14 protein-coding genes are annotated in these 14767 nt (G+C 57.9%); 7 read left to right on the top strand and 7 right to left on the bottom strand.

Translation table 11 applies throughout. The features are described from left to right. The 4 genes from AVCG78_RS22975 to AVCG78_RS22960 form a co-directional block, all read right to left on the bottom strand. On the bottom strand, positions 1 to 543 hold the full coding sequence (locus tag AVCG78_RS22975; RefSeq protein WP_071203538.1) for an MSMEG_0567/Sll0786 family nitrogen starvation N-acetyltransferase: 543 nt from the start codon (positions 541 to 543) through the stop codon (positions 1 to 3). Next, positions 540 to 1658, bottom strand: a complete 1119-nt coding sequence (locus AVCG78_RS22970; protein ID WP_071203539.1) for an MSMEG_0568 family radical SAM protein — start codon at positions 1656 to 1658, stop codon at positions 540 to 542. The genes AVCG78_RS22975 and AVCG78_RS22970 overlap by 4 nt, the downstream gene beginning before the upstream one ends. Then, a complete protein-coding gene (locus AVCG78_RS22965; protein ID WP_071203540.1) occupies positions 1585 to 2628 on the bottom strand; it encodes a Nit6803 family nitrilase in 1044 nt (347 codons plus the stop codon). Before AVCG78_RS22965 ends, AVCG78_RS22970 begins: the two co-directional genes overlap by 74 nt. A gap of 78 nt (positions 2629 to 2706) precedes the next feature. Next, complete coding sequence (locus AVCG78_RS22960) at positions 2707 to 3189, bottom strand: MSMEG_0572/Sll0783 family nitrogen starvation response protein (RefSeq protein WP_015918620.1); 483 nt, start codon at positions 3187 to 3189, stop codon at positions 2707 to 2709. Positions 3190 to 3527: 338 nt separating this feature from the next. Here AVCG78_RS22960 and AVCG78_RS22955 point away from each other — a divergent pair, with 338 nt between their 5' ends. The 5 genes from AVCG78_RS22955 to AVCG78_RS22935 all read left to right on the top strand — a co-directional run bounded on the left by AVCG78_RS22955 (position 3528) and on the right by AVCG78_RS22935 (position 10623). Further along, entirely contained in the window at positions 3528 to 4931 is a 1404-nt protein-coding gene (locus tag AVCG78_RS22955; RefSeq protein WP_071203541.1) for an aminotransferase-like domain-containing protein, read from the top strand. Positions 4932 to 5120: 189 nt separating this feature from the next. Continuing rightward, positions 5121 to 7526, top strand: coding sequence for a glucan 1,4-alpha-glucosidase (locus AVCG78_RS22950; protein WP_071203542.1), 2406 nt, complete (start codon positions 5121 to 5123; stop codon positions 7524 to 7526). An 18-nt stretch (positions 7527 to 7544) separates the two neighbouring features. Beyond that, positions 7545 to 8558 carry a phosphogluconate dehydrogenase (NAD(+)-dependent, decarboxylating) gene (gene gnd / locus AVCG78_RS22945; RefSeq protein WP_071203543.1) on the top strand — a complete coding sequence of 338 codons (1014 nt, stop codon included), beginning with the start codon at positions 7545 to 7547 and terminating at the stop codon, positions 8556 to 8558. Further along, positions 8555 to 9931 carry a glucose-6-phosphate dehydrogenase gene (gene zwf / locus AVCG78_RS22940; protein ID WP_071584833.1) on the top strand — a complete coding sequence of 459 codons (1377 nt, stop codon included), beginning with the start codon at positions 8555 to 8557 and terminating at the stop codon, positions 9929 to 9931. The genes gnd and zwf overlap by 4 nt, the downstream gene beginning before the upstream one ends. An 11-nt stretch (positions 9932 to 9942) precedes the next feature. Continuing rightward, positions 9943 to 10623, top strand: a complete 681-nt coding sequence (locus AVCG78_RS22935; RefSeq protein ID WP_071203545.1) for an ROK family protein — start codon at positions 9943 to 9945, stop codon at positions 10621 to 10623. A 258-nt stretch (positions 10624 to 10881) separates the two neighbouring features. Here AVCG78_RS22935 and AVCG78_RS22930 read toward each other — a convergent pair whose 3' ends face one another. The 3 genes from AVCG78_RS22930 to AVCG78_RS22920 form a co-directional block, all read right to left on the bottom strand. After that, positions 10882 to 11085 (bottom strand): hypothetical protein, encoded by a 204-nt coding sequence (locus tag AVCG78_RS22930; protein ID WP_041699854.1) that lies wholly within the window; start codon positions 11083 to 11085, stop codon positions 10882 to 10884. A 75-nt stretch (positions 11086 to 11160) separates the two neighbouring features. Then, entirely contained in the window at positions 11161 to 12171 is a 1011-nt protein-coding gene (locus AVCG78_RS22925; RefSeq protein ID WP_156620490.1) for an IS30 family transposase, read from the bottom strand. 310 nt (positions 12172 to 12481) lie between these two features. After that, positions 12482 to 13270: a DUF4394 domain-containing protein gene (locus AVCG78_RS22920; protein WP_071206122.1), complete on the bottom strand. Its 789-nt coding sequence runs from the start codon at positions 13268 to 13270 to the stop codon at positions 12482 to 12484. 204 nt (positions 13271 to 13474) lie between these two features. Here AVCG78_RS22920 and AVCG78_RS22915 point away from each other — a divergent pair, with 204 nt between their 5' ends. Both AVCG78_RS22915 and AVCG78_RS22910 read left to right on the top strand, forming a co-directional pair. After that, positions 13475 to 14020, top strand: a complete 546-nt coding sequence (locus AVCG78_RS22915) for a sigma-70 family RNA polymerase sigma factor (protein ID WP_071206132.1) — start codon at positions 13475 to 13477, stop codon at positions 14018 to 14020. Then, on the top strand, positions 14017 to 14721 hold the full coding sequence (locus tag AVCG78_RS22910) for an anti-sigma factor (RefSeq protein ID WP_156583030.1): 705 nt from the start codon (positions 14017 to 14019) through the stop codon (positions 14719 to 14721). Before AVCG78_RS22915 ends, AVCG78_RS22910 begins: the two co-directional genes overlap by 4 nt. The last annotated feature ends 46 nt before the right edge of the window (positions 14722 to 14767 follow it).

The raw sequence follows: 14767 nt of genomic DNA, 5'->3' as shown, positions 1-14767 counted from the left end.
TCATGCCGCCCGTTTGGCCAACGCCACGAAACCTGCCTCCGGTGTGGCGCAGGGCGGATACCAGCTTAGATCCGCCTTCATGCGCAGGTGTGGTTTGCCGTAAATCTCGAATTCCTCGACAACATCCCAGTGCAGGCGGCGAAAGAGCAGACCGTTCTGCACCTGCACATTGGCCAGAAACGTCTGGCAGCCCATGGCATTGGCGGAGGAGACGGCAAGCCGGATCAGCGTTGCGCCCAGCGCGCCGATCTTGCGGAAATCCTCATGCACAGCAAGGCGCGACCCCCACCAGAGGCCCGACTGTTCCTCGTGAATGCGCACCGTGCCGACCAGCCTGTCGGCGGCCACACCCAGCATGGAAAGCGCAACGATGGGGGTGGCGTGGTCATCGATCGCGTCCCGGTCGTCGCTCTCAAAAATCTGCTGTTCGCGGCAGAAGACATCGCGGCGAAGGGCATGAGCCTCGCGACGCTCCCAGGTCGATGTCGCGAACTTCACCTGAAATTCGCTGGTGTGAAAGGGGGAGAAAGGTTCGATCATCATCGGGTCAGCATCCTCTCATAGGTGGAAAGGGCGGAGCAGGCACCGCATTTTCCGCAGCCAGCCTTGATATCGACGGCCTTCAGGCCACTCTCTACGAGCATTTTTGAGAGCGGGCCGAGGATCGAATGCATGAAGTCCGGTTTCGGTGCGGGGTGGCTTTCCAGCGGTGTTCCCGAGATCGGCACGAAAGGCACGACGAAGGGATAGACGCCTATCGCCACCAGCCTTTCGCAGATATCGAGGATGGCCTCGCGTGTGTCTCCAAGCCCGGCGAGGATATAGGTGGAGACCTGTCCGCGCCCGAATACCTCGACTGCCGCCTTGAAGGAGGCCATGTATTTTTCAATGCCGACTTGCGCCTTGCCCGGCATGATGCGGGCGCGGATTTCCGGCGTCACGACTTCGAGATGCATGCCCAGCGCATCGACGCCAGCGTCTTTCATCCGGGAAAACCAGATGTCATCCTCCGGTGGCTCGCACTGTGCTTGAATAGGGATGTTGACGGCAGCCTTGATGGCGCGGGCGCTTTCGGCAAGCACTTCGGCTCCCCGGTCGTCGCCTTTCGGTGTGCCTGTGGTCATGACCATATGCTTGACGCCGTCCAGTTCCACGGCGGCCTTGGCGACTTCAGCAAGCTGTTCCGGCGTCTTGTGGGCAACAGTGCGGCCAGCCGCCAGCGACTGGCCGATGGCGCAGAACTGACAGGTTTTCGTCCGGCTCTGGTAGCGGATACAGGTCTGTAGGACGGTTGTTGCCAATACGTCGCGACCGTGAAGCACGGCAATCTGCGAATAGGGAATACCGTCCGCCGTTGAGCGCTCGTAAAAGCGTGGACGCAAGGGGAAGGAGACTTCCCCGATGACACGGCCGTCGCGACTGATGCGGCTGTTGCCAGCGTCGTCAGGTTTTTCGACGAGGTACGGACTCTCAAATGCCGGTGCCGTGTGTACCGGCACCATCACCGTCATGCCGTCGATGGTCAGGGCCTTGTGATCGGAAGGGCCTGCACCACCGCGGCGGCTTTCGTGGCCGGCCTTCGGATCAACGAGCCTCGCGCCGAACGACTGCAATTCGTTGATCAGTGTTTCCGTCGAAAGCTGGGGTCTGGTATCCATCGGTATTGCTCCCTGTCGGTGCGGTTTCGAGGAAAGGATGGGCGGCCACCATCGGATTTGCCGGGCGGTCGTCGATGACGAGATGCAGAAGTTCCGGTCGCGCATAGTGGCCAACGGAATCCATCATTCGCTTGCGTTTCAGAATCAGGCTCATGTCCAGGTCGGCAATGAGGATGCCTTCGCCCTCGGTAATCGGCGGCGCCAGGTGCTTGCCTTCCGGCGAAATGATCGCCGTCATGCAGCCGCCGCGCAGTGCCTTTTGCAGGCCTTCCTCAGGGGTGATCGACCGGATCTGCTCGTCCGTCAGCCAGCCGGTGGCGTTGACGACGAAACAACCGCTTTCCAGCGCATGATGGCGGATCGTTACTTCCATCTGGTCGGCAAAGATCGGCCCGACCATGGAGCCGGGGAATTGCGCGACGTGGATTTCCTCATGCTGGGCCATCAGCGCATAGCGGGCGAGGGGATTGTAGTGCTCCCAGCAGGCCAGCGCGCCGATGCGGCCGATTTTGCTATCGACCACCTTGAGGCCGGAGGCGTCGCCCTGGCCCCAGATCATCCGCTCATGGAAGGTCGGCGTGATCTTGCGCCGGTTGAGCACAAGCTCTCCATCCGCATCAAAAACCAGTTGTGTATTATAAAGCGTGCCATGATCCCGTTCGTTGATGCCGAGTGCGACGACGATGCCGTGCTCGCGTGCCGCTGCCGCCACGGCCTCGGTCGTGACACTCGGAATGGTGACAGCCTCGTCGTAGAGCCGGAGATGTTCGCGGCCAGACAGAACCGGCGGCAGGACGAAGGAAAAATAGGGATACCAGGGAACGAAGGTTTCTGGAAAGACGATGAGCTCCGCGCCCTTGCCAGCCGCCTCACGGATGGTCTCCAGCACGCGGGCAAGCGTTTTGTCGCGTGAGGTGAGATCCGGCGCGATCTGTGCGGCGGCAGCCCGAACGGTCCTGCTTTTCTCCATGACGAATTCCTTGGATTGGGGTGAAGGAGGCGGGGCTGGCCCCGCCTTCCGGGCACGCTGACACCAGCGCGGGGTAAGTCAGAGCGTCCAGGTGTCCAGAATGACAGCCCCGGCACGACGGTGGATGAGCATAAGGTCCAGCACATCCAGCGGGCTGATGGGTGTGATACCGGGGATCAACGCAGGCTCGCCATGACCGTAGAGTGCCTGGAGGGCAAAACGGCAGGCATAGACCTTGCCGCCTTCTTCCAGAAAACCCTTGATCTGGTTGTTGAAGTTCAAATGCCCCGGGAAAGCCTCCGAGCCGAGCTTGGGGAAGCCCCGCTGGATGCCCAGGGTGACGCCGGGACCATAGAGCAATATGGACGTGTCATAGCCCTTGCGCTTAAGGCGTTTGGCCTGAAGCAGATTGACGAGGCCGATAGAGCCTTCAAAGGCAACGGTGTGGAAGGTGATGAGGGCTTTTTCACCTTCATTGGCCTGGATGTCTTCAAAAACTTTTTCTTCGTAATCAACGAAGAAGTCCCCATCAGCGTGGGCCGGTGCAGTAATTGCGGGCATGAATGGCTCCTGTTTAGAGGTCGGCCCACCTGACGGGCCACTCCCACTCAATTGCAAAGCCTATGCCAGATGAGGTTTTGCCTATTATCAAATCAAAATCGAGAAATTTGCAGTCAATATTACAGTCAATATAAGCGAAGAACGAAACGTAGTGCCAATATCAAGGCAATTTTGTGCTGTGCTCATAGGCATGACGAGCAACTTTGAGTGCAGTCAATGTGCGATCAATGAGCCTTGTCTGATGCGTGAATGCTTCTTTTTGGTGAAAATCGATTTTCAAGAGTGACAGGTAAAGAAAGCAACAATATACAGTCAATGTTCAATATTGATGAGTTCTCATGAAAACCTGGACTCCCGACCTTTCCCGCAGCGACGGCCCGCGTTATCTGGCGATCGCCGACGTTATCGAGATGGATTTGAAAAGCGGCAGGCTTCTGGTGGGCGACAGGTTGCCGCCGCAAAGAGACCTTGCCAAACGGCTGGCCATCGATTTTACGACTGTTGCGCGCGGTTATGTCGAGGCGCAAAAGCGTGGACTTGTGGCGACCCATGTCGGGCGCGGAACCTTCGTGACTGGCGGTCCTGAAAAGGAACGGCGCGGCTTCGTATCGGAGGCAGCACTGGATGCCCGACGCATGTCGGTGGTCGATTTTTCGATGAACATGCCGCCGGAGCCTGATGATCCAGATCTTCTGGCGCGCATGCAGGAGGGGCTGTCCGCCGTCGCGACCAATATGATCCCGCTCCTGCGCTATCAGGGATTCGGCGGAGCTGGCATGGACAAGGAGGCCGCCGCATCATGGCTCAGTCGCCGTGGCCTTGTTCCTTCCCAGGAGCGTATCTTCGTCACGCCCGGCGCCCATCCGGCCCTTCTGGCGATTTTCGGGCTTCTGGCAAAACCGGGTGAAATGGTGCTCTCCGAGAATATCACCTATCCCGGCATGCGCTCGATTGCAGCCCAGCTCCGCCTCAATCTGACAGGCCTGCCGATGGATGCGGAAGGCATTATTCCCGGCGCATTCGCCGAGATCTGTGAGACCGCAAAGCCAAAGGCGCTGTATCTCAATCCGACGCTTCAGAACCCGATGACCCTCACCATACCCGAAAAGCGACGGGAGGAAATTTGCGCGGTTGCCCGCAAATATCATGTTCCAATCGTCGAGGATGATGCCTATGGGTTCATCCCGCTTCATAGCCCGGCACCGCTTGCCGCGATGGCGCCGGATCTCACCTGGCATATTGGCGGATTGGCGAAATGCATCGGTGCTGGCCTGCGGCTTGCTTATGTCGTCGTTCCCGACACCAAGGCCGCATGGCCCTTTGCCAGCGCCATGCGGGCGGCAAGCGTCATGGCCTCGCCGCTTTCGGCCGCTCTTGCCACCCGCTGGATCGAGGATGGCACAGCCGACAGTATCCTGCGCTTTATCCGCACCGAGGCCGCCGCACGCCAGGCGCTCGTTGCCGAAGTGCTACCGGCGGGCAGCTATCAAAGCGACCCCATCAGCTTCAACATCTGGCTACCCTTGAAGAATGGATGGACGCGCTCAACCTTCGGCACGCACATGCGGGCATCCGGCATTGGCGTCGTCGCAAGTGATGCCTTCACTGTCGATGGCGTGGCCGAGGAAGCTGTTCGGGTTTGCCTCGGCGGCCCCATACGCCGGGAGACCCTCAAGGGTGCGCTGGAGTTCATGGGCCACGCTCTGGAGGGTTCTCCCCAAATGGCCGGCACCTTCTTCTGACAATCGCGCCCAAGAAAGTCGCACTCACGTAAGCCGCGGCAACCGGAATGCTGTTTCGAGCGATTTCATAACAATCACGACTATTTGCACTACCAAATCACAAAACGGCCTTATGTATTCTGGATCACTGTCCAACATGTTTGAGAGCCGATAAGTCGTTATCGGGCTTGCATAGCAAGGGGAACGCAGTTGACCACCCTCGTCGATTTTGCTCCCGGCAATCCAGGAATTCAAGCGCGTTGGACGTCGAGCGCAAAGAGCGGTTTGGGTACTGCGCTTTCCGCCCGGTCTCCCGTCTGGTTCACGTTGAGCCATGGGGTGCTGAATGAGGTCTATTATCCCAGAGTGGACAGCGCCTGTATTCGAGATCTTGGGCTGCTCGTTATTGGTCCTGAAGGATATTTTTCCGAGGAAAAGCGCGATTGCACCACAACGACCCATCAGGTCGAAAGCGGCGTACTGGCGTTTCATGTCGTCAACATGTCACGAGATGGCCGCTACCGGATCGAAAAGCAGATAATTTCCGATCCTGCTCGCGCAACGGTTCTTCAGCGCATCACGTTCATGCCTTTGGTCGGTAACATATCCGATTACAAGGTCTATGCGCTGCTTGCTCCTCATCTTGTCAACGCGGGGATGGATAATTCTGCTTGGATTGGTGAGCAGGACGATACTACACTTCTCTTTGCAAGCGGCCGATCACGCTATCTTGCGCTTGGATCATCACTTCCTTGGGCCGAGCGATCTGCTGGCTTTGCCGGGCAGTCCGATGGCTATACCCAATTGCTGCAAAACGGCAGTCTCGATCCCCAATATCAGCGTGCCGATGATGGCAATACCGCGCTGACGGGGCAAATCCCGTTCACGGAAAGTGCCAACACCGCAATTCTGGCCCTTAGCTTTGGCCAGTCGGAAACGGAAGCGGGCGCCCAGGCACTCGCCAGTCTGCGCGATGGATTCGATGTCGCTTTCGGCATGTATTGCGCGAACTGGCGCGGCTGGCAAAAGGGCCTCTACGATCTGGACCGCGAGACCGCAAAGCCCATCAATATGTACCGTGTCTCGACTGCCGTGCTTGCAGCCCATCGCGCCGCTGATCGGCGAGGAGCGGTTGTCGCCAGCCTGTCCATTCCTTGGGGGGCGAGCAAGGGTGATGATGATCTGGGTGGCTATCACCTTGTCTGGCCTCGCGATCTCGTGGAAAGCGCGGGCGGCTTTCTGGCTGCTGGCGACTGGAAGGAAGCAATCGAAATCCTGGAATATCTGCGCGAGGTTCAGTTGGCGTCCGGTCGTTGGCCGCAGAATCTCTGGCTGGATGGCAAGCCCTATTGGCTCGGCGTGCAGATGGATGAATGCGCTTTTCCTATTCTGCTGGCCGATCTCCTGTATCGAAATGGTCATCTGCCGGACACGCTGCTGACCCGATTCCTTCCGATGATCCGCAAGGCGGCTGGCTACATCATCGCAAATGGGCCTGCCACCAGCCAGGACCGCTGGGAAGAAGATGGCGGTTATAGCCCGTTCACCCTGGCCGTCGAGATTGCCGCATTGCTGGCCGGCGCAGACATTCTGGACCGTGTTGGCGAGCCTGATGTGGCCCAGCATTTGCGCGAAACCGCCGACTGCTGGAATGAACAGATTGAAAACTGGACTTATACCAGCGATTCCACCCTTTGCGATGCCGTCGGCGTGGGAGGCTATTATGTCCGTATCGGGGGTCTAGATGTCACTGACGTGGCGACGGGCAGTCAAGGGCAAACCATTATCCGCAACCGGGCAGCCGACACGTCGATATTGCCGACCCGTGACGTTATCAGCCCCGATGCCCTGGCGCTTGTTCGCTTTGGGTTGCGGGCCGCTGATGATCCGAGGATCCTCGACACGATAAAGGTCATCGACCATCAGTTGAAGATCGATCTGCCGCAAGGTCCGCTCTGGTATCGCTACACGGGTGACGGCTATGGCGAACATCCTGATGGCAGCCCGTTCGATGGCATCGGCCAGGGGCGTCCATGGCCCTTGCTGGCGGGCGAGCGCGCGCATTACGAGCTGGCGGCTGGCAATCGCGACATGGCCGAACGGCTTCTGGAGACGCTTGAGGCTTCGGCTGGGACAGAGGGGCTTCTGCCCGAGCAGAGCTGGGATGGACCAGATCTCCCCGAGCGCGAGCTGTTCCTGGGCCGCCCGTCAGGCAGTGCCATGCCACTGGTCTGGGCGCATGCGGAATACATCAAGCTGTTGCGTTCGCTGAATGATGGCGCGGTTTTTGACATGCCGCCGCAGACAGTTGAGCGCTATGTAAAAGATCAGACGCCATCAACCCTGCGCATCTGGCGTTTCAACAATCAGATGTCCACCATCCCCCACGGCAAGACATTGCGGTTGGAACTGGACGCAGCGGCCATGGTGCATTGGAGCGCCACGGACTGGCACGAGGTGACTGACACAAGGACGCGCGAAACCGGTCTCGGGACCCATGTTGTCGATATCGACCTCGCGGAGGGCGCGATCGGCCAGGACCTGGTGTTCACCTTCTTCTGGGAGGAGGCGGATCTCTGGGAAAATGCCAATTTCAAAGTTCAGATCATAGCTTAACGTTTGACGGAGATAGACATGCAATTGGGAATGGTCGGCCTCGGTCGTATGGGCGCGAACATGGTGCGGCGGTTGATAAAGGCGGGGCATCAATGCGTCGTTTATGACGTCAATCCGCAAAACGTTGCTTCTCTTGAGGCCGAAGGCGCTGTCGGCGCGGCGAGCTACGCCGATTTTCTCGCCAAATTGGCGACGCCCCGTGCTGTCTGGCTGATGCTGCCAGCCGCTATCACGGGAAAGGTAGCCCGCGACCTGGCTGGCGAAATGACGAGCGGCGATATTCTGATCGATGGCGGAAACTCCTATTACCGCGACGCGGTCGATCTCGGAACTGAGCTTGGTTCTCAAGGTATTTCCTTCGTTGACGTCGGGACCAGTGGCGGGGTCTGGGGGATCGATCGTGGCTATAGCCTGATGATCGGCGGTGAGAAGAAAGCCGCGCAGCATCTCGACCCCATCTTTGCGGCGCTTGCTCCCGGAAAAGACGGCGCAGGGGCCACGGGCGGCACGGCCGACGCGGGAACGGAAGGCTACCTGCACTGCGGTCCGCCCGGTGCCGGTCACTTCGTCAAGATGGTGCATAATGGTATCGAATATGGAATCATGGCCGCCTATGCCGAAGGGCTGAACATCCTGAAGGCTGCTGATGCAGGCAGCGAGGCGCGTGACGCCGATGCCGAAACCGCGCCATTGCGGGATCCGCAATACTACCGTTTCAATCTTGATCTGGTGGCTGTGACAGAAGTCTGGCGCCATGGCAGTGTCATTGGCTCCTGGTTGCTTGATCTCACGGCATCCGCGTTGAAGCAGGATCCGCAATTGTCAAACTATGGTGGTCGCGTGTCGGATTCAGGCGAAGGCCGCTGGACATTGCAGGCGGCGGTAGAAACTGGAGTGCCGGCTCCGGTCCTGTCTTCCGCCTTGTTCGGACGGTTCACGTCGCGCGACAACGATGAATTTGCCAACAAGCTGCTCTCGGCCATGCGACACGCCTTTGGCGGCCATGTGGAGAAGCCGGAGAGCACGTCATGATGCAAGGCAGATCCGATGCCCTCGTGGTGTTCGGCGTGACCGGTGATCTCGCCTATAAGATGATCCTCCCGTCACTTTACCAGATGGTGCGGCGAGGCCAGTTGAACGAGCCGGTCATCGGTGTGGCGCTCGACGACTGGGATATTGACCGCCTGGCAGCCCGCGCTCACGATGGCATCAGCAAGCAGTTCGGCACGGTTGACGAGGCCGTTTTTGCCAGGCTGAAGGGATTGCTGCGCTATGTCAGTGGCGATTACAAAAGCCCGGCCACCTTCGATCGGCTGCGTGAGGCGCTCGGTCCTGCCACCCATCCGCTTTACTATCTGGCCATCCCGCCTTCGCTTTTCGAGACAGTCATCAAGGCATCGAAGGCGGCAGGCCTTGCTGAGAACGCCAGGCTGATGGTGGAAAAGCCCTTCGGGCGGGACCTTGCCTCAGCCAAGGCACTCGATGGTGTCTTACACTCCGTGTTCGAGGAGGAAGCGGTGTTCCGCATCGACCATTTTCTGGGCAAGGAAGCGGTGCAAAACCTGATCTATTTCCGCTTTGCCAACGCTTTTCTGGAACCGGTGTGGAACCGCACCCACGTCGAAAGCGTGCAGATCACCATGGCTGAGGATTTTGGAATTGCTGGCCGTGGCAAGTTCTATGACGAGGTTGGATGCATTCGTGACGTCATCCAGAACCACCTGATCAATATTCTCCTGCTGTTGACGATTGAACCGCCTGTCAACAACGGTTCTGATGAACTTAGTGACGAAAAGGTCCAGGTTCTCCGGGCCATTCGCCCGCTCTCGACGCATGACCTCGTCAGGGGACAGTTCCAGGGCTATCACGACGAACCGGGTGTTGCGCCCGGCTCACCTGTCGAGACATTTGCCGCCGTGCGCCTGTTCGTGGATACGTGGCGATGGAAGGATGTGCCCTTTTTTATCAGAGCCGGCAAGCACCTGCCGGTCCGTGCGACAGAAGTTGTCGTGCGGTTTCGCCGCCCGCCCGTTGCTCTTTTCGACGAAGTTACCGCAGCCGAAGCCAATTATTTGCGGTTCCGTGTTGGACCGCAGGTGGCAATCGGCATCGGTACGCGCCGTAAAGCGCCGGGCGAGGGGATGGTCGGTGAAAGTGTCGAACTTGGTGCGCTTGATGATACGACCGACGACATGATGCCCTACGAGCGGTTGATCGGCGATGCCCTGAACGGCAGGCGCCAGCTCTTCACCCGGCAGGACGCGGCTGAGCTGGCCTGGCGCGTGGTGGATCCGGTGCTTGATCTGAGGGAACAGCCAGCCGTCTATCTGCCTGGCACCTGGGGCCCTGCGGATGCCATGAAGGATTTCGCCCCTCCAGGTGGCTGGGTCGATCCGCAACCATAAGGAAGACATCTATGGATGAGAAACCCCAGATCGTGCTTGCCGTTGATGTCGGCGGGTCGCATGTCAAAATCATGAACAGCGTTGACGGCGTGGAAAGCAAGGCTGTCTCTGGTCCGGAAATGGATGCCGCTGCCATGGCCGATGCGGTTGAGACACTTGCGTCAGGCATGGATTATGACGTTATCGCCATTGGTTATCCGGGTCCGGTTGTTCACAATCGTATTTTGACGGAGCCGCATAACTTAGCGGCCGGATGGACAGGTTTCGATTTCGCAAAGCGGTTCGGCAAGCCCGTGCGCATTGTCAACGATGCTCTGATGCAGGCTATGGGAAGCTATGATGGCGGACGTATGCTGTTTCTCGGCCTTGGCACCGGCCTGGGAGCGGCCATGATCGTCAACTACGTCACCCAACCCATGGAACTGGCGCATCTTCCTTATCGAAAAGGCCGCAGCTATGAGGACTACCTCGGCCAGGCGAGCCTGAAAGAGCGCGGGCACAGTAAATGGGAGAAACATGTGTTGAGGGCTGTAGAGCAACTCAGCACAGCACTGGAGCCGGACTATGTTGTCATCGGCGGCGGCAATGTCACTAAGTTAAAAACGCTTCCGACCAATGCCCGTCACGGCGATAACGCCAATGCATTCAAAGGCGGATTTGCTCTGTGGCTGGATTCCCGGTTCCAGACTTGACTGGCCTTCGACTTCTGAAGACAGCGTGGCCTTCACTTTAGGAGCTGCTGCTGCCTTGGCGATCTATTGAATGATGATTATCGGTCTCAAGAAGCGGATAAATCGTCGGCTTGGGCCATTTTGCATGTTCAATTTGCTTTTTTTATAATCGCGGTCAACGCTCGGTGCCTATGGCGGTGTTAAACGCCACAGCGGACACTCAGATAGACATGACAACCACTTCGGCGCGTCTAAATTCTGTTATCATTGCAGGTCTTATTATGTACTTAAGCCATCGAACACTTCGAGGAGTGCATCAACAATCGCTTGACCCATTGCATTCCCCGCAACGCCGATCTGTGCCTCGTCCATATCACGAGCAGCGAGTGCGAGATGTCCCCCTTGTTCAGCGACAATGGCACGCGCCCGTTCTATCGCCCAATTAGCAAAGTCTGCACGTGTTTCAATGGTGACGGTATCCAATGGAGCCTCCGATTCGGTTTATGCAATTTTAACAGTGTGAGTTCACGCCGAAGTGCGACCTGCGTGGCTTTCAAGCTAGCTGGCATGTCGCATCTGCGCGAGCAGTTTCTTGCGGAAGACCTCAGCCGGCGTTCGGTAGCCGAGGCATTTACGCGGTGTCTGATTAAGCCGATTGCAGATCTCCATCAGATCGGCGGCGGCTACGGACAAGGGATCGACGTCTCTCGAAAGCCATTTTCGCGCTCGCCGGTTGGTATTTTCGACCGTTCCTTTTTGCCAGGGCGATTGTGGGTCACAAAACCATGTTTGCGTGCCTATGCCTGCCTGAAGGTACGGCCAGTCAGTGAATTCGGTGCCTCGGTCGAATGTCAACGATCGGCGGGCGAGGTGAGGGAGGCTCTTCAGCGCCTGGATGATGCCATCCATGACCGGGCGGGACTGGCGATCATTGTTGCGCAACAAGATCGTAAAGCGGCTCACCCGCTCAACAAGCGATGTCACATTCGCCTTGCCGAACTTCTTGCGGAACTGGATCAGATCGCATTCCCAATGCCCGAACTGCTTGCGTTCAGCAACGACATCCGGCCGGTGCAGAATGTTGAGTTCCGGACTAAAGCGTTGACTGTGCTCACGTCTTGCATGTCGTGGTCGCCGTCTGGCTCGATGCTCCGGCAGGTGACGCCACAGCTTGATGGCATGACCGTCGGCCGAGTATGCGAACTTGTAGATTGTCTCGTGACTGACAAAGATCGGATGCTGTTCCAGCCGCATGCGACCGGCGATTTGCTGGGGCGACCAACCATGCATGATCCGGTCGATCACGGACTGCCTCACATTCGCAAAGCGCGCCAGCTTCCGCAGCTTGGCCCGCCGTTCGCAAGCCATGTCATGCGCCGTGACGCAGTAATAGCCATTGAGGTCCGGGACCACCTCATCGATAAACGTATTCCGCTTGATTTCACGAAAGATCGTCGAGCGATGGCGACCGAGTGTCTCGGCGATCATCTCAATACTCTGGCCCGCCATACGCCAGCGAGCGATCTTGCGACGTTCGTCCAAGTCGATATGGGAGTAAGTGCGTTTCATTGCGCTTTCCTTGCAAACGATAAACCTTTGTTATCTATTGCAAGTCGCACTTCATCCTTGAACCCACCCACTAAAGTCGTAAATATCGATAAGATATCTTATGGAACATAATTCAAAAGGGAATTTTGATCCAATTTCAGATAATCCCGATGTAACGTGACGCGAACTGTTCTCTGTTAAAGTCTGCACGGCACCTCTCCATTTCATCTCAATTAATCAGAGCCTTACGGAACCAATCGCAGGGGTCACCCTCCGACGCCGCGTCACAAGACGAGCAAGGCAGGCTCATCGCCTGCCTTGCTCTTCAGTATTAGGTCGCCGGCAGGACTGCGATGTCCCGCACCTCATTTTCCAGACCGGAGATCGCGCCGACTTCGGTCGCTGCGCCCGTTTCGAGATTGACGGTGTAAAGCATCTTGCTTGCCACCAGATAGGCCGTGTTCTTGCCACCCTCCATTCCTTGAATGTCGAAGGCATAGGTCGCGGGCTTGTCTTTCAGGCCAAGCTTGCCGATGGCTTTCAGTGTGCCGTCATTCGGCTTTGTCTGCTGGATCAACGCTCCGATAGTGGCGTCGATATTGTACATCGCAGTCTTTTCCGGCTTGCCGATGGAATTGGTATAGGCGGCGGCTACAATGTTCGGGGTCTCGCCCTTATGCATATCGCCCTCTTCGAAAGCGAGCACGCCGTCAACCGTCACGGCACCCGTATCGGGGTGAACGCGGTGGTTGGTGGTGCCGGTCATGAAGCGCAGGCGGTCTGCCATCGGGTTGAAATCGACCACGACAGGCGCGTCAGTCATGGTCAGCATCTTGTCCATCTTCGCCACTTCGCTTGCAGCGCCCGTCTCCAGGTTGATGCTGACAATGCGGTTGTCCGGCGTTACGCCAATGACCGTCTTGTTGCCGGGGCGATAATCGATGCCGACGAGCTTATCAACGCCGGTAACATCCATCGTCTTTGTCACGGAAGGCTTTTCCGTATCGAAAATCACGAGCGTCTTGTCGCCGCTCAATGCCAGAACGGGTGCCGCAAAGGCCGATGTTGCCGTGGCAATGACGGATATGGAGGCTGCTAAAGTAAAACGAATGGTCTGCATGTTTTTCTCCCGTGCGTTCAAAATCGAAGAAGGTTCCGCCGTCTGGCTCACGACCTTCCATCTTGAAGACACAACAGACGATGCGTTTGGATGCAGCGCTCGAAAATATTTTTGATGACTGCATCTATTCCGCTCTTGCGGCGGGTATAGTTTGCAAAAGGCAGGCGGTTTGCGCACTGATCTAAGGAGATGGTTTTGACAGTGATGGGCTCCAGGCCGGTTAATCTCGATGAGGCGCTTGATGGCTGTGCAAAGGGCGACCGCCTGGCATTGCGACACATCTTTGATCAGGAGGCCGGTAAGCTCATGGCGGTTGCCCAGCGCATCGTCAGACGTCGCGAGCTTGCTGAAGAGGTCGTGCAGGACTCTTTCATCCGTATATGGACGCATGCCTACCAGTACCGTTCTGATAGCGGTTCGGCGCGCGGCTGGATCTATGCCATCGTTCGAAACCGGGCGCTCAACCTGTTGCGTGATGGCAAGCGGGAACACTCCGTCGAGGAGTTTGAAACGCTTCAGGACGATCAGCAGACGGATGAAATCATGGCAGCATGGCATCGCCTGGATCGCAATTCCCGTCTCTATGACTGTCTCGGTGCGCTAGAAGATACAAAGCGGCAGGGAATTCTCATGGCCTATGTTGGCGGTTATTCCCATGGCGAAATTGCAGGCACGCTGCGCATTCCGCTCGGCACCACCAAGTCGTGGATCAGGCGCGGGCTTCTGGCGCTGCGGGAGTGCATGGCATGAGCTACGACCGCAAAGACATAGCGCATCTCGCCGACGAATATGTGCTGGGATTGCTCGAGCCAACGCAGGCGGAAGAAATCGAGAATGCCATGGAACGTGACCCTGAACTCAAGGCTGCCGTTGCTGCCAGTCGAGATCGCTTCCTGCCGCTCGATACGAGTATGGCTCCGCGACCCGTCAGCGAGGATCTCTGGAAGCGTATCGAGGCTTCCCTGCCAGTTCAGGACAACCGTCCCGCCAAACCAAACACACATATCGCAAACGATAATGGCTCTCGCCGCTGGAAGTTGGCTGCACTCACGTCGCTTGCCGCCTCACTCCTGCTCGTCGTCGGCCTCGTCTACAGCCTGACCAGAACGGTGGAGCCACTCGTCGTCGCCGTCCTCGTCAACGAGGCGGGAGAGGTTCAGGCGGTTGTCGAGGATTTCGGCAATGACGAGGCCTCCGTGCGGCTTCTGGCGGATTTCGTCGTTCCGCGTGACAAGACGATCCAGGTCTGGACCCTGCCCTCTCGCGATGTCGGGCCGGTCCCTCTCGGCCTGCTGGAAGGCGTGCGTTCCGCCCGCCTCCATGGGCCGACGCTGCCGAAGCCGCGCAACGATCAGCTTTATGAGTTGACGCTTGAGCAGGCAGGCGGTTCGCCGACAGGCCGTCCCACAGGACCGATACTTGCCAAGGGATTTGCCCGCATGCCGCGATGACGCTTCAGTGGCATAGGCAACTGAGCAAATGACCGGTTCGCCGAAA

This window comes from Gillisella vitis, from assembly GCF_021559775.1.
Lineage (GTDB): Bacteria > Pseudomonadota > Alphaproteobacteria > Rhizobiales > Rhizobiaceae > Allorhizobium > Allorhizobium ampelinum.
This window is presented reverse-complemented; position numbering and strand designations above follow the sequence as displayed.